This is a genomic window from Pseudomonas profundi, assembly GCF_008638305.1.
Taxonomy (GTDB): domain Bacteria; phylum Pseudomonadota; class Gammaproteobacteria; order Pseudomonadales; family Pseudomonadaceae; genus Halopseudomonas; species Halopseudomonas profundi.
Map to the genome: position 1 here is coordinate 189,533 of NZ_VTPZ01000006.1, position 17,709 is coordinate 207,241.

15 protein-coding genes and 1 pseudogene are annotated in these 17,709 nt (G+C 57.6%); 10 read left to right on the forward strand and 6 right to left on the reverse strand.

Features of this window, described 5'->3' with window-relative positions; all coding sequences use genetic code 11:
• Positions 1-367: 367 nt before the first annotated feature.
• The 5 genes and pseudogenes from FZE95_RS10295 to FZE95_RS20070 all read left to right on the forward strand — a co-directional run bounded on the left by FZE95_RS10295 (position 368) and on the right by FZE95_RS20070 (position 6,648).
• Entirely contained in the window at positions 368-2,713 is a 2,346-nt protein-coding gene (locus tag FZE95_RS10295; protein ID WP_190324547.1) for a DUF1631 domain-containing protein, read from the forward strand.
• A 383-nt stretch (positions 2,714-3,096) separates the two neighbouring features.
• Positions 3,097-3,696, forward strand: coding sequence for a 1,6-anhydro-N-acetylmuramyl-L-alanine amidase AmpD (gene ampD, locus FZE95_RS10300; RefSeq protein WP_150300793.1), 600 nt, complete (start codon positions 3,097-3,099; stop codon positions 3,694-3,696).
• Positions 3,693-4,511 carry a regulatory signaling modulator protein AmpE gene (gene ampE, locus FZE95_RS10305; RefSeq protein WP_150300794.1) on the forward strand — a complete coding sequence of 273 codons (819 nt, stop codon included), beginning with the start codon at positions 3,693-3,695 and terminating at the stop codon, positions 4,509-4,511. Before ampD ends, ampE begins: the two co-directional genes overlap by 4 nt.
• A 1,096-nt stretch (positions 4,512-5,607) precedes the next feature.
• Positions 5,608-5,790 (forward strand): annotated as a pseudogene (locus FZE95_RS20065) (HAMP domain-containing protein); the annotation flags it as partial.
• 153 nt (positions 5,791-5,943) lie between these two features.
• Positions 5,944-6,648 carry a methyl-accepting chemotaxis protein gene (locus tag FZE95_RS20070; RefSeq protein ID WP_371923580.1) on the forward strand — a complete coding sequence of 235 codons (705 nt, stop codon included), beginning with the start codon at positions 5,944-5,946 and terminating at the stop codon, positions 6,646-6,648.
• 49 nt (positions 6,649-6,697) lie between these two features.
• Here FZE95_RS20070 and FZE95_RS10315 read toward each other — a convergent pair whose 3' ends face one another.
• From FZE95_RS10315 to FZE95_RS10325, 3 genes are all read right to left on the reverse strand, one after another.
• Entirely contained in the window at positions 6,698-7,261 is a 564-nt protein-coding gene (locus FZE95_RS10315) for a cob(I)yrinic acid a,c-diamide adenosyltransferase (RefSeq protein ID WP_150300796.1), read from the reverse strand.
• Between the two features lie 112 nt (positions 7,262-7,373).
• A complete protein-coding gene (locus tag FZE95_RS10320) occupies positions 7,374-8,288 on the reverse strand; it encodes a 2-dehydropantoate 2-reductase (protein WP_150300797.1) in 915 nt (304 codons plus the stop codon).
• A 9-nt stretch (positions 8,289-8,297) separates the two neighbouring features.
• Positions 8,298-9,263 carry a GGDEF domain-containing response regulator gene (locus tag FZE95_RS10325; protein WP_150300798.1) on the reverse strand — a complete coding sequence of 322 codons (966 nt, stop codon included), beginning with the start codon at positions 9,261-9,263 and terminating at the stop codon, positions 8,298-8,300.
• 107 nt (positions 9,264-9,370) lie between these two features.
• Between FZE95_RS10325 and FZE95_RS10330 the strand changes: the two genes are divergently transcribed.
• The 3 genes from FZE95_RS10330 (at position 9,371) to FZE95_RS10340 (ending at position 11,531) form a co-directional block, all read left to right on the forward strand.
• Entirely contained in the window at positions 9,371-9,856 is a 486-nt protein-coding gene (locus FZE95_RS10330) for a YajQ family cyclic di-GMP-binding protein (protein ID WP_150300799.1), read from the forward strand.
• A gap of 29 nt (positions 9,857-9,885) precedes the next feature.
• Positions 9,886-10,740 (forward strand): mechanosensitive ion channel family protein, encoded by an 855-nt coding sequence (locus FZE95_RS10335; protein ID WP_150300800.1) that lies wholly within the window; start codon positions 9,886-9,888, stop codon positions 10,738-10,740.
• 275 nt (positions 10,741-11,015) lie between these two features.
• Positions 11,016-11,531, forward strand: a complete 516-nt coding sequence (locus FZE95_RS10340) for a hypothetical protein (RefSeq protein ID WP_178100963.1) — start codon at positions 11,016-11,018, stop codon at positions 11,529-11,531.
• Between the two features lie 89 nt (positions 11,532-11,620).
• On the opposite strand, the gene FZE95_RS10345 is transcribed toward FZE95_RS10340, so the two are convergent.
• Together FZE95_RS10345 and FZE95_RS10350 are read right to left on the reverse strand one after the other, a co-directional pair.
• On the reverse strand, positions 11,621-12,991 hold the full coding sequence (locus tag FZE95_RS10345) for an AmpG family muropeptide MFS transporter (RefSeq protein ID WP_150300801.1): 1,371 nt from the start codon (positions 12,989-12,991) through the stop codon (positions 11,621-11,623).
• Positions 12,984-13,373 (reverse strand): MGMT family protein, encoded by a 390-nt coding sequence (locus FZE95_RS10350; protein WP_150300802.1) that lies wholly within the window; start codon positions 13,371-13,373, stop codon positions 12,984-12,986. Before FZE95_RS10350 ends, FZE95_RS10345 begins: the two co-directional genes overlap by 8 nt.
• Positions 13,374-13,460: 87 nt before the next feature.
• Between FZE95_RS10350 and FZE95_RS10355 the strand changes: the two genes are divergently transcribed.
• A complete protein-coding gene (locus tag FZE95_RS10355) occupies positions 13,461-14,429 on the forward strand; it encodes a DUF481 domain-containing protein (protein WP_163982836.1) in 969 nt (322 codons plus the stop codon).
• Between the two features lie 35 nt (positions 14,430-14,464).
• Here the strand turns inward: FZE95_RS10355 and FZE95_RS10360 are convergent, their stop codons facing one another.
• Positions 14,465-15,223, reverse strand: a complete 759-nt coding sequence (locus FZE95_RS10360; RefSeq protein ID WP_150300804.1) for an SDR family oxidoreductase — start codon at positions 15,221-15,223, stop codon at positions 14,465-14,467.
• Between the two features lie 504 nt (positions 15,224-15,727).
• Here FZE95_RS10360 and FZE95_RS10365 point away from each other — a divergent pair.
• The gene (locus FZE95_RS10365) at positions 15,728-17,158 is read left to right on the forward strand and encodes a DcaP family trimeric outer membrane transporter (RefSeq protein ID WP_150300805.1); all 1,431 of its coding nucleotides are present in this window, start codon (positions 15,728-15,730) and stop codon (positions 17,156-17,158) included.
• Positions 17,159-17,709: the final 551 nt, after the last annotated feature.

Here is a 17,709-nt window from a genome sequence, read left to right on the forward strand (position 1 = left end):
GAATGTGCCAGCAGACTGAGCATAAACCAGAAAAACGATAATCGCTGCAAACGCCGCGCCAGCGAGGGGAGGTTTCTACGTCTGGTTGCAGTCAGGCCAGGGAATATTCACTTTTGGTTAAGGGCATCGCGGTTCTGGAAAAAGGGCTTGAAGTTCGCTGAGAAGCGCATAGAATTAATTGACGCCAATTTAATGCCAATCGATTTTCACCAGCGTTGCGATGGTCGGTGCACGTCTTGCGTGGTTCTGGCGTCGGTCAGAGGCGTGCAACAGATTGGGCGGGACTAGGGCATCCCGGGTCGGCGTCATTCATAAAGCAATGCGGCTGCGACGAGTTTCCAACAATCTGGCCGCCAGGAGTTCTGAGATGTCCAAGGATCGCAACGTCATCCCGATTGGTACGGATTCCCGGCGAGTCACACGGCCAGTTGCGCGTCCCTCTCAGCTTCCTGCGTTATTGCAAAGCATTCGTGATCAAGCTGTCGTCTTCTATAAGTCGGCGCTCGCTGAGCTATACGATAAGGCCGACGACAGCCTGTTCGAGTTGGCTGACAAAGCGGTCAGCAACGCTGAGCAGGGCATGTTTTTCGAGGTCATGCGCACGTTACGCCTCAAACGGGGCGAGCTGATCAGCAGCTGCGCTGACGGCTTGATGGAAAAATTCGATGATCTCGCTCGAATCACGCCCGCGTCAGAAGATGCGCCACGACCCTTCGCCGTAGACAGCCTGAGCCTGGTTCAACCTGACGAGCTTGAGCAGTCGGTCGCGCTGGATGGGATGGTGGGGCGATGTAATGAACGCAACCGCCTTGCATTGCAGCATCTGGCCCTGCGGATCAACAGTCTTTCCAAACTGCATGTTGACGCGCACAGCAATCCCTTGAGTCCTTCAATTCTGGCGGAGCTGTTCGTAGATAGCTTCGCTGCGCTTGATCTGGACATCAAAGTGCGACTGATCCTCCTCAAGCTGTTTGAACGTTATCTCTGTAACCGTCTGGATGATCTCTACGGCGAGGCGAACAGCCTGCTGATCCAGGCGGGTATCCTTCCCGACCTGAAACTCGGCAGCGTGCCGCAGGCGCGATCAGCCGCGCCCAGAAGCGAGCATGCCGGCTCCCGGGGGGAAGGTGACGCTGCGCATGGCATGTCAGGTCCGGAGGCGTTTTCTGGTGGCATAAGCGCGCGCGACCAGGAAGTGCTCTCGGTGTTCAGCCAGTTGATTGGCAGCTGGCGGCATGCAAGCGGTGATACGGCATTGTCCAATCCGGGCGTGATCGGCGCTGAACCGATGCAGAGTGATGAGCTGCTCGAGTTGCTTGCACATCTGCCCGCTGGGCAGACTCAAGCCGCTACACGGGATCTGCGCAAGAACGTTTATCAGCAACTGGATAATCGCCGGCAGGCCACCGGCAAGGTGCAGAGTCTGGATCGCGTCGATGACGATGTGATCAGCCTGGTGTCGATGTTGTTCGAGTTCATTCTCGATGATGAACATCTGCCCACCACGGTCAAGGCGCTGGTGGCGAGGCTTCAGCTTCCGGTACTGCGCGTGGCGATAGCGGACAAGGAATTTTTCAGCCTGTCGCGTCATCCCGCACGCCGTTTGCTCAACGAGCTGGCGCGCGCGACAGTAGGTTGGAATGATCAGGACGACTTGCGCCGGGATCAACTGTACATCCTCCTGGAAAACATGGTCGGGCGCCTGCTGATCGAGCCCAGCCCTTCAGCCGAACTGTTCGATGACCTGCACGCGGAGCTATCCAGTTTCGTCAAGATCGAACAGCGCCGGTCTGGTCGCCTTGAGCAACGCACGCGCGATGCGGAGGAGGGCAAGGCGAAGGTGGAAGCGGCACGCGCCCAGGTCGCAGACAGCCTTAATGCGTTGTTGCTCGGTCGAACTGTACCCGTACGGCTGGTTGCCACCTTGCGTGATACCTGGAGTCAGGTGATGCAGATGACCTGGCTGCGCCAGGGCGCTGATTCCGAGGCCTGGCGAGGCGTTGTCGATACCGCTGAACGACTGGTTACCAGTATGCAAGCCCCGGCGGAAGGCCAGACGCTTGCGGAGTTGACTGTCGCCAATCAAAAGCTACTGAGCGAGGTCGCTGACGGACTGCAGCTGATCGGGCAGGATGAACAACAGAGCGCACCCTTGCTGGCCACCCTGGCCGCTTTGCAGAACGCTGCAAGTGAAGCGTTGGTTCCGACTACCGGGCCCATCGCTCGATCGCAAGAAGTGCCAGGCCGTCCCGAAACGGCGCTGCGCTCCGCCGCCAGACATTCGCTGGGCATGCAGGAACCGCTTGCGGTACCGCCAGCAGTAGCAGTGCCAGCAGACATTGAAGCGGTACGCATCGCTGATCAGGTTATCGAATCAGTCACAGCTGAAGAGAACGTAGAACTGGTCACTGACCTGCCCAGCGCAGAGTCGATCAGTTGGGTCGAGCGGTTGCATGCAGGGAGCTGGTTCGAGCTGGCACCCAGCGAGGGCCAGCCAGCCCAGCGATGCAAGTTGGCTGCAGTCATCAGCTTCAGTGGCAACCATATCTTCGTCAACCGCAGCGGGGTGAAGGTGGCGGAGTTCAGGACGCAGGCGCTGCAGCGACACTTCGACCATGGTCTGATCCAGTTGATCGACGACAACCAGTTGTTCGATCGGGCTCTCGAATCGGTTATCGGTAATCTGCGGCAGCTGCAATCCGGCAGACCCTAGGGTCCGTTCCCATTTCATTGCGAGCCGCGTTGCTGTGTCAAATAACGCCAGGCAAGGCGCGGGACGCAGGTAATGGTTGTTCCCTTGCCAAGTCCCGCAACGCCGCATGGCGTTATTTGCCACGCAACCCGCAGGGACGGGGCCCGTTTGGCGCAGCACTGCGTTACTAATCGCTCATTTGGGACAACCACAAAAACACCTGGAGCGTTTTTGCGCGTAAGCCCCGAAGGGGTGAAACACATGGATGTGTTGAACAAATTACACTCCTCGCGCCTTGTCCTGCACCAAACGGGCCTCCGTCGCGGCCGCGATGAAACGGGAACGGACCCTAGTGCTTTAGCCGACATGCCTGCTAGCATGGTCTTTTTTGCCGGTAGGACAGCATGTTCAAGGTTGCGCAGGATGGATGGCTGACGGACGCGCGCGCATGCCCGTCTCCGCATTTCAATGCGAGGCCGGCGGACGAAGATATTTCGTTGCTGGTCATCCACAACATCAGCCTCCCGCCAGGGCAGTTTGGCGGTGGCTTTGTGCAGCAGTTCTTTGCCGGCCAGCTTGATCCGGATAGGCATCCCTATTTCGCGCTCATCGCCTCCATGCGCGTGTCAGCGCATTTCCTGATTGAGCGGGACGGATCGCTTTTCCAGTTTGTGTCCTGCCTGGACCGAGCCTGGCATGCGGGTGCGTCGCGTTTCGGCGATCGCCCCGATTGCAATGATTATTCAATCGGCGTGGAGCTGGAAGGGACTGACACCGAAGCCTATACGGCCGCGCAATACCTGACCTTGACCGAGTTGACCAGAGCCCTGCAGGCTGCCTATCCAGCCATCACGCCCTACCGTATTACCGGCCATGAATTCATCGCGCCCCGACGCAAGAGCGACCCGGGGCCTGCATTCGACTGGCAGCATTATCTTCGTGTGCTGACCGGTCATAGGGATATTTCAGATCGTGCCTCGCCTGATCAACGGAGCTCTGCATGAATTTTTTGGTCCTGCTGCTTGTCGCCGTCATCCTGCGCTTCACGCCCTGGCGCGGCGGCTTCCCGATCGATGTCCTGGGCTATTGGTCTGATTGGGTTGCGCGCGTTACCCGGGGGCGTTCGAGCTGGTTGTTCCTGATTCTGCTCATGTTGCCGTTACCGCTATTGGGAGCGGTTCTCTGGCTGGTCACCGGCGTAGCCTATGGCGCGCTGACGCTGATTATCCACACGCTGCTGGTGCTCTTGTGTGTTGGCCGTTCCGATCCGCTTGGCGCCATGACCAGCGCCGTAGGCGAGGCCTGGGAACGTGGCGATCAGGAGGCGGCGAGCGTGCTGGCAGAGCGCGACTTCGGCGTGGTGGCTGATGATGCTGCGGCCTTGCTACAGGGTCTGCGCGGCCGGGTGGCAGCGGAAGCCTGTCATGGTTATTTCGTCCCGGCGTTCTGGTATGTGCTCCTGGGGCCGGTCGTGGCGGTGGGGTATCGCCTTGCCTGGCTTGCCAGCCAGCGTAGCGATACTGGAAGTAATGCCTTTGCGGGCGCCCTGGCGCATGCGCTGGAGTGGCTGCCAGTGCGTCTGATGGGCCTCAGTTTTGCGCTGGTAGGGCATTTCGATGCGACTTTGCATGTGCTCCGCAGGGTGCTGTTGCAATGGGAGCCGCAGACAGTACAGCTGGCGCAGTGGTTCACCGCCGCGGCCTTGACCGAAGATCCCGCTGCAGCTGTCACGCGGCCGCTGGACGTGATGCGCACTTTCCTGTTGCGTGCAGTGTTGGTGTGGGCAGTCGTCATCGCATTTATCTCCCTGATGGGCTAAAGAGTTTCAGCGCAAGGCCGATAGAACTGGTTAATTCGCGGCTTCGGTTGTGACGACATTCTGTCTGCGTGCCTTGGTCCGCCCGACATCAACACTACCTGCCCCCCAGGGAGAAATCACTGTGAATACCCTCTTGGCCCCAGCCATAGCGCTTATGAACAGACTCCGCTACGGCATGAAGTTCTGCTTGATCAGTCTTCTGTGTTTTGTTCCCCTCGGCGCTATGGTCGGCTTCCTGGGGTTTCAGCAGTATGAGCGGGTGCAAGTGACGCAGCGTGGGCTCGATTCGATCGGGCTGATGCGGCAGATGGTGGTGGTTCTGCAGAACGCCGAAATGCTGCACGACCTGGACGAGGTGCACTTCCAGTTTGGCCCGGGAGACCAGGCGCAGGCGCTGGATCAGCGCACCCAGATACTCCGTGGCAAGATCATCGACGGGCTTACGGGGCTGCAGATAGACAATGCTGACCCGCTCGCAGAAGACCTTGTCAGCGCACGCGACAGGTTGCTCGATCTCTATGGCCGCATCGCGGACGCCTCATCACGCAATCGCGCTGATATGTCGACCCAGGCCTATGGTAATGCGCGCTCGCTTTTTTCAATGATCGCTGGCTATGCAGGCTTGTCGCAGGACTTCGATCCAGCGGTCCGTCATATGACCGCCGTATTGGTCGATGAGGTGCCGGAGATTACCGGTACTCTGGCCGAAGGGCGCAGGCTGGGCTCGGTCGCGCTGGGTCAGGGTTACCTGAGCTCCGATGGCAGCCGTGCAATGGATGGCCTGCTGGACGAAATCGACCGTCTGACCACCGATTACAAGCAGTCTCTCGGGATGATCGACCAGCAGGTGCTCACCGAACTCGGCACGAACGTTGAAACCAGCGTAACGAGCATTGCCGACAGCGTCTTGTTGTTCGAAGACAGCATCATTTTTGCCAGTGATCTGTCAGGCGACTGGAACCTGTATTTCGAGCAAGTCAGTGGCGAAATCGACAAGTCCTACGCGCTGGGTGACGCCATGATCACGGTGCTGCACGACAAGCTTGAACAGCGTCTGGGCAGTAACTGGCAGACCATGTTGTTGCTGATCGGAATCATGCTGGCGTTGTTCGTACTGATCACGTACCTGTATGCGGGCTTTTATATTTCCACGCGGCAGACCATCGGACGCTTGTCTGAATTGATGACCCGGGTGGCTGGCGGTGACATGACGGTCAGCACGGCAGTCGACGGTCGCGATGAGCTGGGCGCGCTGACGCGGGACTTCAATGAAACGATCGCGCGTATTCGCGGGCTGATCCAGCGCGTCAGCGCCACCTCGGGACTGGTGAATGAACAGTCGCAGCAGGTCGAAACCATCTCTGCCAAGAGTAGCCAGGCGGCGATGGAGCAACGTAGCCAGATAGAGCAGGTAGCCACCGCGATGAACGAAATGGCCGCCACCTCGCAAGAGGTGGCGCGCAGTGCAGCCTCTGCAGTGGTGAATGCCGAACAGGTGAATACCGAGACGCTTAGCGGTCGTCGCCTGGTTGAAAGCTCCGTGGACGGGATCGAGAGCCTGGCCGGGGAAATCGAGAAATCGGTTGCGGTCATCAATCGCCTGGCTGAAGACAGCGTCTCCATCAGCCGCGTCCTGGATGTTATCAAGGGCGTTGCCGAGCAGACCAACCTGCTGGCGTTGAATGCTGCTATTGAAGCGGCGCGTGCCGGCGAGCAGGGCCGCGGGTTCGCCGTTGTTGCGGACGAAGTGCGCACCCTGGCGCAGCGTACGCACCAGTCGACTGAAGAGATCGAGCAGATGATCGGTCGCTTGCAGAGTGGCGTCTCGGCAGCGGTCACCGCGATGGATGCCAGTCATAGCAAGACTGCTACGGCGGTGGATGCTTCGCTTCAAGTGCAGGCGGCACTGGATAATATTGCGCGGGCAGTAACCCAGATCGTCGACCAGAGCCAGCAGATCGCCGCTGCAGCGGAGGAGCAGACTGCGGTCAGCCACGATATTGATCAGAATATTGTGCAGATCAATCAGACCGGCGAGCGCACAGCGGAGGGTGCGACGCGTACCGAGGAATCCAGCAAGCGCATGGGTGGTCTGGTCAAGGAGCTGCAGGACATGCTTGGTGCGTTCCGCGTCTGACATTCTGTGACCAGACGCGTTGACGTTGCTACAGCTCAGCAGCGTCTGGTTACTGTGGCTTCGGTTTGGGTTCCCAGAGCACTTCCGATGTGTTTTCGAGCTTGCCGATCGTCCTGGCAACCACGAATAACAGATCTGAAAGGCGGTTTAGATAGATCAGCGCCTGCTCATTGATGGTTTCTTCGGCCGCCAGGGTGATATTGCGGCGCTCGGCCCGACGGCAGACACTGCGAGTCTGGTGCGCCTGGGCTATGGCGCGGGAGCCACCGGGCAGGATGAAGTTGGTCAAGGGATCAAGTGTTTCGTTGAATCCGTCGATCAGCTCCTCGAGCCGGAGGACATCGGCTGCGTCAATGATATTGCAGCCGGGCACGGCAAGCTCTCCTCCGAGATCAAACAAGCGATGCTGGATGGGGGCAAGCGTGTTGCGCAGTTCAACCAGCCCTGCGCTTTCCAGGTCTGCCAGTAAAAGTCCCAGCTGGCTGTTCAGTTCATCAACGCAGCCGATCGCCTCGATCCGTGGGTGATCTTTTTCCACGCGACGGCCGTCAGCCAGTCCGGTTTTTCCGGCATCGCCGGTTCGTGTATAGAGTTTGCTCAGGCGAAAGCCCATTTTCGATTGCCTCTGATAAAGCGCTGCGCCAGCGGAAGAGCGGCGCCGGAGTATTCAGCCTAGCGCGATTCACGTCGTGGCAAAACCCTGGGATCTTGTCAGCAGGCTCGGATCAATCCGGCGGCAAGCCGAGCGCAACCAGTCGACTGCGCAAATCCGTGTAGAGCCGTTCAAGGGTGGGTAGCTGCAGATCTGCACTGCGCGCCTGGCGCACAGCGTAGCCGAGGATGAAATCGATCTCGGTTCGCCGGTTGTTATGAACGTCCTGTCGCATGGATGAGCTGTTGGCTGCAGTGCTATTGATCACCTGGCGAATAGTGGCGTCCAGATGTTCGAGGTCAATCCGGGCGCCGTAGCAGGCCAGCAGCTGATGCAATTCGGGGATGAGTTGGTCCAACAGGACGCCGGCGTGCAGCGGAACCTCACCGTTGGGGCAGTCGTACAGCACTGTGAAGGGGTTGATCGCGCAATTGATCGCGAGTTTCTGCCAGAGGACTTGCTCGATGTCAGTCACCCACTGCGACGCGATTGTCGCGGCGTTCAGATTCTCCAGCCAGCTCGGCGCTTCGCCGCCGAAGGGATCGCCAATACGGTTAATACCCTTGCCGGCCCAGACAACCTGAGCGGGGCTGGCGACCCAGGCTCCATCGGTAACGCTTGCATACAGGACACGTTGTGCTGGATAGGTCTGGCTGGCGGCCTGCTGGCTACCGAGTCCATTCTGCAGCATCAGAATCTGTGCGCCGGACTTGAGACGCGGGGCAACACTGGCCAGCGCTGCCTGTGCGGAATAGGCCTTGGTCGCAACGATGAGAAAGGCTATCGGCTCGCCAGTCGAGGCCACTTCGGCGGGCACTTCAATATCGAAGTGCCGGGTTCCCTCGGTGAGGCCAACCAGTTGGTGTCGGTTCTGCCACGCATTCAGCGCAGCAGTATCGCGCAAAATCAGACGGCAGGGCATGCCGGCCCGGGCCAGGCGGGCAGCCCATAACAGGCCGAGACCTCCAGCACCTATCAGGTGAATCATGACAAGCGCCTAGATCGGCGTAGTACGTCTGACTTCCGTGATCAGGTTGGTGGCGTAGGCATCTTCCAGATGCTGCTCGACAGTTTCGAAAAGCTTTTCCGGTTCGGGCATGGCCTGGTCTGCTACTACCGATCCCAGGGCCATGCCGGCGCGCACGCTCAGATAGCCTTCAGCTGTTTTGAACGCCTTGAGGTTGAGCCCGTCGTGCAGGCGTCTGAAGCTGTTGGGTTTGCATTCGCCCTGATCGTCGACCAGGGTAACCACGGCGAACGTATTCTCACCTACCCGTGCTATAACGTCTGCTGGTCGGACCAGTTGCTGCAACCGTCTGGCGATGCCCTTGAGCAGCTCGTGCTTGACGGTTTCGCCGTGCTGTTTGTGCATCTCTTCGAGATTCTGCACGCCAAGAATGACCAGGCAGCAGGCGCCGCCCCGCGAATCGACGTTGCGGATGGCGTCGGTCAGACGGCGCAGCAGATAGCGACGGTTACCCAGCGCAGTCTGGGAATCGATAAGGTTATGTGCTTCGAGTTGGGCGTTGTTGTCTGCCATCAGCCGATTTTCTTCGAGCAGTCGATTGATCAACTGCGAGATACGGTCAGCGGCGTAGATGCGCGGCAGAAGTTGCTCGTTCATCGCGGATTTGCTGATGAAATCATCAACGCCCCGATCAAAGGCCTGTCCCAGGACGTTGTCGCCTTCACGGGCGGTGAGCAATATCACGTAGGTGTAGTGGCTGGTCTGTTCGTCTACCTGGCGGATACGGGTGGTCAGCTCCAGCCCGTCCATCTGTGGCATCAACCAATCCGCAATCATCACGCTTGCAGGGGTTTGTTCATGCATTGCCAGCGCGTCCATTGCTGAATTGGCGTAGCGAATATCGACATACCCGGCCTGGGTGAGGGCGTGGCCTATGACGGCACTGCTGAACTTGGTATCGTCCACCACCATAATGCTGAGTTGCGGATTGGGCATGGCTGGTTGTGCTCCCTGCAGCTGACTACGTCTCGTTATAATGCCATGAGAGCATATCCGTTGTTCGGCCCGTTATGTCATAAAAATCACATTTATTCGAGGTAAAAATGCCGTCTTTTGATGTCGTGTCCGAATTGGACAAGCATGAGGTCACTAATGCTATAGACAACGCCATGAAAGAGCTGGACCGCCGCTACGACCTGCGAGGCAAAGGGGATTTCGAGTTTCGCGAGAAGGACCTGACGGTCAATATCACCGCCGATGCGGAGTTCCAGCTGGAGCAGATGCTGGAGATCCTCAAGATGAACCTGACCAAGCGCAAGATCGATATCAAGTGCATGGAAATCAAACCGCATTTCGCGTCAGGGAAGCAGGTCAAGCAGGACGTTATCCTGCGAGAGGGCATCGATAAGGAAATGGCGAAAAAAATCGTTGCATTGGTGAAAGAGTCCAAAATCAAGGTCCAGGCTGCCATTCAGGGTGAGCAAGTGCGTATTACCGGGAAGAAACGGGACGACTTGCAGCAAACCATGGCCCTGCTCAAGGGAACCACGCTGGACCTCCCGTTGCAGTTCAATAATTTCCGCGATTGATCAATACCTAACCCTAAGGATTCGTTTTGATGGACGACATGATTATCCAGTTCGAAGAGCTTCAGGACGCCTGGCTCCCGCTGGTTGTGCAATATGGCAGTCAGGTGCTGCTGGCGTTGATCACGCTACTCGTCGGCTGGTGGATTATCGGACGCGTGACTGCCGGCATCCAGGCGCTGATGGAAAAACGAAAAATCGATCGGACGCTACATGGCTTCATCGGTGCGCTGGTTGGGATTGGCTTGAAGGTTCTGTTGCTGATCAGCGTCGCAGGCATGATCGGTATCGAAACGACATCTTTCATTGCGCTGATTGGTGCGGCAGGTCTGGCGGTGGGTCTGGCCTTGCAGGGCAGCCTGGCCAATTTTGCCGGCGGCATGCTGATTATCATATTGAGGCCGTTTCGCGCAGGTGAATTCATCGAGGCCCAGGGCGTAATGGGTACGGTGGACAGCATTCAGATCTTTCATACTGTGCTCAAAACGGCTGACAACAAAACGATAATCGTACCGAACGGCAGTCTTTCCAACGGCAACATCGTTAACTATTCCCGCCAGCCGACACGCCGCGTTGACCTGAATATTGGCATTGGTTATGACGACGACGTGAAACAGGCCAGGAAGATCCTGCTGGACCTGGCTTCTGCCGACGAACGGGTACTGAAGGAGCCTGAGGCGGCGGTCTGGTTAGTCTCTCTGGGCGAGAGCTCGGTCAACCTTTCGCTGCGTATGTGGACGAAAAATGCCGACTACTGGGGCGTGTTCTGGGACATCCAGGAGCTCGCCAAGGAGCATTTCGATCGCGAAGGCATCACTATTCCATTCCCCCAGCGCACCTTGCACGTGATGACGCCGACTGCAGCGCCCGCTGAAGCAGCAGACTGATCGTCATCCGGCTTGTAGTTTATGGGGTAACACCGGCCCGGCTTGTCCGGGCTTTTGTTTGTCTCGAAGTCGGCCGTTTTGTGAACTGTGGTCGTGCGCTGAGTCAGTTCCGAGGTCGTCTTTCTTCATACTTCACCTGAGGAGTGATGGCTAACCCGATGACCAACCGTGCCAATCCTCAAAAAAATATGAACAGGTCGCTGGTCTGCTTGTCAGTTAATACACGCAGTGGATTTCGCTGCGAAATTCAACATTACTGAACATAGGGCAGAGACATGAAAAAACTCTTCAAAACCTCAATGCTTCTTGCTGCGATGGTGCCGGCAGTTGCGCTCGCCCAGCCGTCGGCCGGGGATCAGGAAATGACCTTGAGCGGCGCAGGCAGCAGTGATAAGGATTTCGACGCCTCCATCCTGTCCGTGCAGGGTAGCTGGGGTCAGTACCTCAGCGAGTCCTCCCTGTGGGGTATACGGCAGACTGTAAACGCCAGCGACTCCGAAGGCGAAAGCGTTCAGTTTGATGGTTCCACCCGGGTATTCTATGACTACCATTTCGGCAGCGGTAACGGTCGGCCCTTTGTCGGCGTCAGTCTGGGCGGCATTTACGGCGAGAATGTTGACGAAACCTTTATGGGCGGCCCGGAAGTGGGTTACAAGCACTGGCTGAACGAAAACACTTTTGTAACAGGTATGGTCGAGTATCAGTTCCTGTTTGAAAGCGCCAGCGATGTGGATGACCGTTATGATGACGGTGCGCTCTTCTACAGCGTTGGTCTCGGTTACAACTTCTGATGTACCCCTAAAGCGGCGCCTGTCCAGGCGCCGCTTGTTTTTGTTAGTGACCTGTCGCTTTTCCCTTTTCTGATTCCCCTCTGCTTGCTTCAATCGATTCCCGGTCGTCGTAATGTGTCTGGATGTGCCTTTCTGATCAGTAGTGCGGCCAGAATAATCGCCGGTACGCCTGTGAACGCAGTCAGTACGAAGAAGCTCACCCAGCCGACGTTTGCCGCCAGCAATCCGGTGAAGCCTGCAGCAAACTGGCCGGGCAGCGTCATCAGCGAGCTGAACAATGCGTATTGCGTCGCGGTGTAGGCGGTATTGGTCAGGCTGGACAGATAGGCGATGAACACCGATACGGCCAGCCCGCCGGTAATGTTGTCGGCAACGATGGCCAGCACCAGCCCATAGGTTTCCGGTCCGATAAATGCCAGCCAGGCGAAAGTCAGGTTGGTCGCAGGCGCCATGAAAGCCGTCAGCAGCATAATCGGGGCGATGCCATAGCGAGCGACCAGCAAACCGCCCAGGGCTGCTCCTAACAGGGTCATCCCCAAGCCAAAGGCAGCGGCAATATTGGCTATTTCCGCCTTGCTGAATCCCAGATCCAGATAGAAGGGATTCGCCATGACGCCCATGAATATATCGCTGATACGAAAGGTGGCGATGAAGGCCAGTATCAGCAACGCGACCTTGCCGTAGCGTTGAAAGAATTCAGCGAAAGGGCAGACCATCGCACCTATGAACCAGGCCGTCATATCGCGTCGCCAGCCCTGGTGCACGGTGTTGGCGAGGTAGTCCTGGACGCGTTGTTCCAATGCATAAGTGCTTTGCGTGACCTCGACCTCCGGCTCGGAAATGATCAGGGTGGTGATCACCCCGACACCCATCAGCAAGGCCATGCCGCCATAGGCGAGTGTCCAGCTATCCATATTGGCCAGATGCAAGGCCCCGGCGCCGGCTATCAACAGTGCGACGCGATACCCGGTCACGTAGGTCGCCGCCATTGCTGCCTGGCGATGTTTGGCTTCGGCCTCAACGCGGTAGGCATCGATGGCCACGTCCTGAGTAGCCGAGCCGAAGGCCACCAGTACGGCGCAAAACGCGACGAACTGCAGATTATCGCGTGGGTCGGTAACTGCCATGCCGAACAGTCCGGCCGCGATAATGCACTGCGCCAGTAACATCCAGGCGCGGCGTCGCCCGAACCAACTCGTCAATAAGGGTAGCGCAGCGCGGTCGATAAAGGGTGCCCACAGTACCTTGATGGAATGGGCCATGCCGACCCAGCTCAGAAAGCCGATGGCGGCCAGTTCCACACCGATGTCTTTCAACCAGGCGCTGAACGTGCCACCGACCAGCAACAGTGGCAAACCTGCAGAGAAGCCAAGAAACAGCATGCCAAGTACGCGGGGCTTGAGGTAGACGCGCAAGCCTTCGCGGGGGGGCTCGGCGCGCTCGGCCGGAAAGTTACTCATGTAAATCCTGTGGTTGTTCAGGTGATTCAGGCCAGCCGAAGCGTGCCATGTTGACCCGGTGGTTGATGATTGGCACACCTTCGCTTTGCAGGCGGTGCCGTTGCTCCACTCCGGCTGGAGAGCAGGGCGATAGTGACAGCTGCCCCCGACTGTTGACTACCCTGTGCCAGGGCAGACTGCTGCCTTCCGGCAGTTGTGCCAGCCAGCGCGCTACCAGGCGGGCACCTCGGCCCAGGCCTGCAAGCTGAGCCAGCCGGCCGTAGCTAGTGACGCGGCCGGGTGGGATCGTGGCGAGTATCTGCCAGAAATTTTGCTGGGCTGTGAGGAACTCCTCAGCCGAATTTCCGTTGATCGAGTTCGCTGGCAATCGATTCTCATTCATGGATAATGACGCCTTTTTACGCCCTATTTTAAGGCTATTGTGATGTTATTCTGCCGCTATACCGCTGCTTTTCTGTTGTGTTTTCCAATGGTTTCGATCGCTGACACTGTCTGGCTGGATAACGGCGACAGGCTGACCGGAAAGATCGAACTGCTGGATCGGGGCCGTCTCGTTATTAGAACCGAATTCGCAGGTGAGGTAACGGTCAAGGTCGGCCGCATCCGTACGATGGAAACCACAACGCCAATGCTGGTCAAGACAGAGGACCAGGCTGAGCGGGCCCTTGCGATCAAAACGTCTGAAACGGATGGCAATGTGCTGGTTTTCAACGGCCTGCCTGAACCGATCGACATGCCATTGGCTGACATCAGCCAGCTCATGGAGCCGCAACCGTTTATTCAGGATTGGCTGCTTGAGGGCAACGCTGACCTTTCCTTCGACATGAAAGATGCCTCGCAGGAAGAGGAAGATCTGGCGTTCCGCTTCAATACCCGTGCGCGACACGGCGATTGGCGTCACGATCTGGCCGCCAACTTCGAACGCGACTACCGGGACGACGTACGCAGCCGGCACATATTACAGACCGAGTATGACCTGAGCTGGTTCTTTGGTGAGCAGTGGTTCTGGCAGACCAGTCTTGACTACGAGCGGGACCATATCGGCGATATCGCCCGCCGGGCTCAAATCGGTACCGGTCCGGGTTATGAGTGGTGGAATACAACGCTGTCGCGCTTCGAAACCTCAGCTCGCCTCGATCATCTGCGCTTGAAGGAACGCAGCGGAGCGGAGAGTGAGTTTGAAGCTCTGGGTCTGGAATACGACTACCGCAGGTTCATGTTCGGCAAGCGGGTAGAGGTGTTTCATAACACCGAAACCCAGGTCCCGGATGATCCGGACGTTAAATATATTGTCGATACCGAATTGGGTATCCGCTATATGGTCAACAGCTGGGCGTCGCTGAGCTTGCTGAGCGAGTGGGATTATATCGAGAGTGACAATGCCGAGCAGGCGTTGAACGAAAAGCGCTACAGGGTGGGATTTGGCGTTAGCTGGTAAGGCCGGCGTTGCCGGCCCGACGGTGGAACAGCCTGTTAGAGACGCAGTCCGCCGTCCAGCTCAAGAATACGACCGGTAAAGTAGTCGTTCTCAAACAGATAAGCGGCGGAGTGAGCGATTTCCTCTGGCCGTCCCATGCGCTTTAGCGGGATGCCTGCTGTCATCTTTTCCAGTGCTTCGGGTTTCATGCCGGCGGTCATCTCGGTTTCGATGAAGCCCGGCGCGATCCCTGCTACGCGGATGCCGTAGCGGGCCAGTTCTTTCGCCCAGCTAACGGTCATTGCAGCCACACCGGCCTTGGCTGCAGAGTAGTTGGTCTGGCCGACATTGCCCGCCCGCGAGATGGACGAGATATTGATGATCAGGCCTTTGCTGCCGAGTTCGATCATCTTGGCCGCGACCTCGCGCGTGCTCAGGAATACGCCGGTCAGGTTGACGTCGATAACCGATTGCCACTGAGCCAGGCTCATTTTCTGAATCTCGCCGTCCTTCTGCTTAAGCAGGAGACCGTCACGCAGAATGCCCGCGTTGTTGATCAAGCCGTTGATGGCGCCAAAGTCGGTTGCGACCTGGTTCACCATGGCGCTGACCTGGTCTTCGTTGGCGACATTGCAGACATATCCGCGGGCGTCACCCCCCGCAGTTTTGCAAGCAGCGACTGCTTCGTCCAGCCGCTCCTGACCGAGATCGACCAGAGCCAGCCGCGCGCCCTGTGAAGCCAGGTATTCGGCCATTGCCCGACCGAGCCCCTGGCCGCCGCCGGTGACGATAATAACGCTGTCTTTCAGTTGCATTCCGTATATCCCCTGTTGGTGTGTTTGAAGCGAGCGGTTCACTCGCGTCGCCGCTCGGTCGGACGTCGATCATATCGCCGGATTCGCTCAAGCAGGCGGTCCGGGCAGTCCTATCTTGCCCCTCCTGATGCGCAGTGTTCGGCTGGTCGTCCTGTCTAGCCCGCGAAGAATGCACCATTTTTCTACCAGAGTGAACGATGGATATCCCGAGCCTGACTTCGGTACGGGATAGCCTTTGTGTCGTGGGACTTTCGTCTATCTGTTTAAAAGTGGGCCGGATATTTACCATGTGCCGCCCTGCGAACTGCTCGGACCGGTAGGTAAAAGGCCTGAGTTGCTTTGTAAAATTCATTTTTATGCTTGTTGATCATCTCCGTATTAACTATATTCAGCGCGGAAACATATACTGCAAGATGAAACAATAATATCTTGTAGTTCTGCACAGCGAAACTATCAACCGGTTCTATCGGTAGGGTCGTCATCAACAATCACAATGAGGTCGCAATGAAAACAACAAAGACGTTGTTCGCCCCCAAGCCATTGGCCAGGGCTATCGCCTGCCTGAGTCTTCCAGCGCTGTTGCTGGGAGCTGCTCCAGCCCTGGCGCAGAATTCCGAAATCGAGGAACTGCGTCGCCAATTGAAGGCCCTGGAAGCCCGGATTGAAGAAAGCACCGCGCGTGCCGAAGCTGACGCCGCCCAGGCTCGCGAAGACGCCTCTCAGGCGCGTGCAGAGGCGCGTGAAGCCCGTGCACAGCTGGCATCGACCCGTGATGATCCGCGCAATGAGACGCTCAAGGCAGACACCGAGTACCTCGTGCGCGATGGCAAGGGTGTCAAGATAGGCAATACAACAGTCACCGTTGGCGGCTTCATCAAGGCGGATGCGGTGGTTGCCTCAGGTGGCGACGGCAGCGCGAATAACCGTACGCTCGGGCAGGCAGCCAATTTCGCCAGCTATGCAGCCTCGGAAAACGCAGATGAATGGCGGTTTGGCTCCAGTATCCGCGAGAGCCGTATTGGTCTCGGTACACGCACTGCAGACGTTAACGGCCACGACCTGATTACCTATATCGAGATGGACTTCCACGGCTCTGAAGACGGCGCCAACGAGTTCGTTTCCAACAGCTACAACCCGCGGGTGCGTCTGGCTTATGCGCAATGGGCGGACTGGACCGTGGGTCAGGATGTCACCACCTTCAGTGAGCTGGCTGCCGTGCCGGAGATTCTGAACCAGGGCAAGATGGCTTCCTTTATCTATGCGCGTCAGCCGCTGCTGCGCTATGGCATGGATGTCCCCGGTGGCCGTCTGTTTGCCGCAATCGAAAACCCTGAAGATGGCGGTAACGATCAGGCGTATCCTGACGTAGTGCTGCGCTATCAGGTCAAGAATGATTACGGTGTGTTTGCTCTCGCCGGGATGGCGCGCACACTGGAGAAAGACTCCGTAGATGACCGTTCCTTACAAGGGGCTTTCTCTCTTTCTGCGCGCATTCCGACCGTCGGCAAGGACAATCTGAAGCTCCAGTACAGCTACGGTGCCTTGGGCCGTTACGCTGGGCTGAGAACCTTTGCGGATATCTTGTCGACTGACGTTCAGATTCGTGACGCTGAAGGCGAAGTGATTAGCACCGACTATGGTCAGTTGACTCCTGCGGTTTCTTACGGTGCAACAGTTGCTTATCAGAGACACTGGTCACCCAAGTGGCGCTCGAACCTGAGTCTGTCGCAGCTGGAAATGGTAACCGATACAGATTCAGCAGAACTGGGGCGTTACTTTGATCGTTCTTCGTCAGCGCATCTCAACCTGCTGTACGCGGCGACTGACACCATCACTCTTGGTCTGGAATATGCCTATTGGGACTTCGGCATAATCAATGATTCTGGCTCCAACCAATATGAGCAAGTCATGGCGTCTGCCAAGTTCGACTACTGATAGTTCGAACTTCGTAGCTTAGCTACGACAAGGTATTAGTTGCTCTTCAGCTCGCGATCAATGGGGAGAGCAAGTCCAGGACCTGAGCCCGGTATATACCGGGCTCAGTTTTTTTTTGTCCGCGTGTGGACTAATTCCGAGGCGGTCACCCGCCGGCTGGCAGGGATTGCGCAAGACGCCGTGAATCCGTCCTTGGAGGCTTGGTGAAAACATCCCTGTTTTCAACACTTGCTTCACCCTGTCAGCCGGCGGGCTTGAATAAACATCTGCGTGAGGTGGAGNTCAGCCGGCGGGCTTGAATAAACATCTGCGTGAGGTGGAGATCAGAACCGCTCTCTGTCTTCCTATCAGGCAGCTCCAATGTTCGTGCGAAGCGAGGCAACAGGTCTGAGCCGACCGTCCGATGACAGGGATGTCATCGACGAGCTTACAGGGACGTACTTGCAGCGTGTCGGCGCAGCCCTGTCGCCTCGCGGCAGCTGGCACTGGACCAGACAGACCTGCGCTCGAGACGTGTTGATGCGGATGGCAGGCGCTATTGAGAGGCAGTG

What these genes read in the sequence shown, in the direction of transcription:
- FZE95_RS10295 (WP_190324547.1), top strand. Translation starts at nt 368, where the DNA reads ATGTCCAAGGATCGCAACGTCATCCCGATTGGTACGGATTCCCGGCGA.
- ampD (WP_150300793.1), top strand. Translation starts at nt 3,097, where the DNA reads ATGTTCAAGGTTGCGCAGGATGGATGGCTGACGGACGCGCGCGCATGC.
- ampE (WP_150300794.1), top strand. Translation starts at nt 3,693, where the DNA reads ATGAATTTTTTGGTCCTGCTGCTTGTCGCCGTCATCCTGCGCTTCACG.
- FZE95_RS20070 (WP_371923580.1), top strand. Translation starts at nt 5,944, where the DNA reads ATGGCCGCCACCTCGCAAGAGGTGGCGCGCAGTGCAGCCTCTGCAGTG.
- FZE95_RS10315 (WP_150300796.1), bottom strand. Translation starts at nt 7,261, where the DNA reads ATGGGCTTTCGCCTGAGCAAACTCTATACACGAACCGGCGATGCCGGA.
- FZE95_RS10320 (WP_150300797.1), bottom strand. Translation starts at nt 8,288, where the DNA reads ATGATTCACCTGATAGGTGCTGGAGGTCTCGGCCTGTTATGGGCTGCC.
- FZE95_RS10325 (WP_150300798.1), bottom strand. Translation starts at nt 9,263, where the DNA reads ATGCCCAATCCGCAACTCAGCATTATGGTGGTGGACGATACCAAGTTC.
- FZE95_RS10330 (WP_150300799.1), top strand. Translation starts at nt 9,371, where the DNA reads ATGCCGTCTTTTGATGTCGTGTCCGAATTGGACAAGCATGAGGTCACT.
- FZE95_RS10335 (WP_150300800.1), top strand. Translation starts at nt 9,886, where the DNA reads ATGGACGACATGATTATCCAGTTCGAAGAGCTTCAGGACGCCTGGCTC.
- FZE95_RS10340 (WP_178100963.1), top strand. Translation starts at nt 11,016, where the DNA reads ATGAAAAAACTCTTCAAAACCTCAATGCTTCTTGCTGCGATGGTGCCG.
- FZE95_RS10345 (WP_150300801.1), bottom strand. Translation starts at nt 12,991, where the DNA reads ATGAGTAACTTTCCGGCCGAGCGCGCCGAGCCCCCCCGCGAAGGCTTG.
- FZE95_RS10350 (WP_150300802.1), bottom strand. Translation starts at nt 13,373, where the DNA reads ATGAATGAGAATCGATTGCCAGCGAACTCGATCAACGGAAATTCGGCT.
- FZE95_RS10355 (WP_163982836.1), top strand. Translation starts at nt 13,461, where the DNA reads ATGGTTTCGATCGCTGACACTGTCTGGCTGGATAACGGCGACAGGCTG.
- FZE95_RS10360 (WP_150300804.1), bottom strand. Translation starts at nt 15,223, where the DNA reads ATGCAACTGAAAGACAGCGTTATTATCGTCACCGGCGGCGGCCAGGGG.
- FZE95_RS10365 (WP_150300805.1), top strand. Translation starts at nt 15,728, where the DNA reads ATGAAAACAACAAAGACGTTGTTCGCCCCCAAGCCATTGGCCAGGGCT.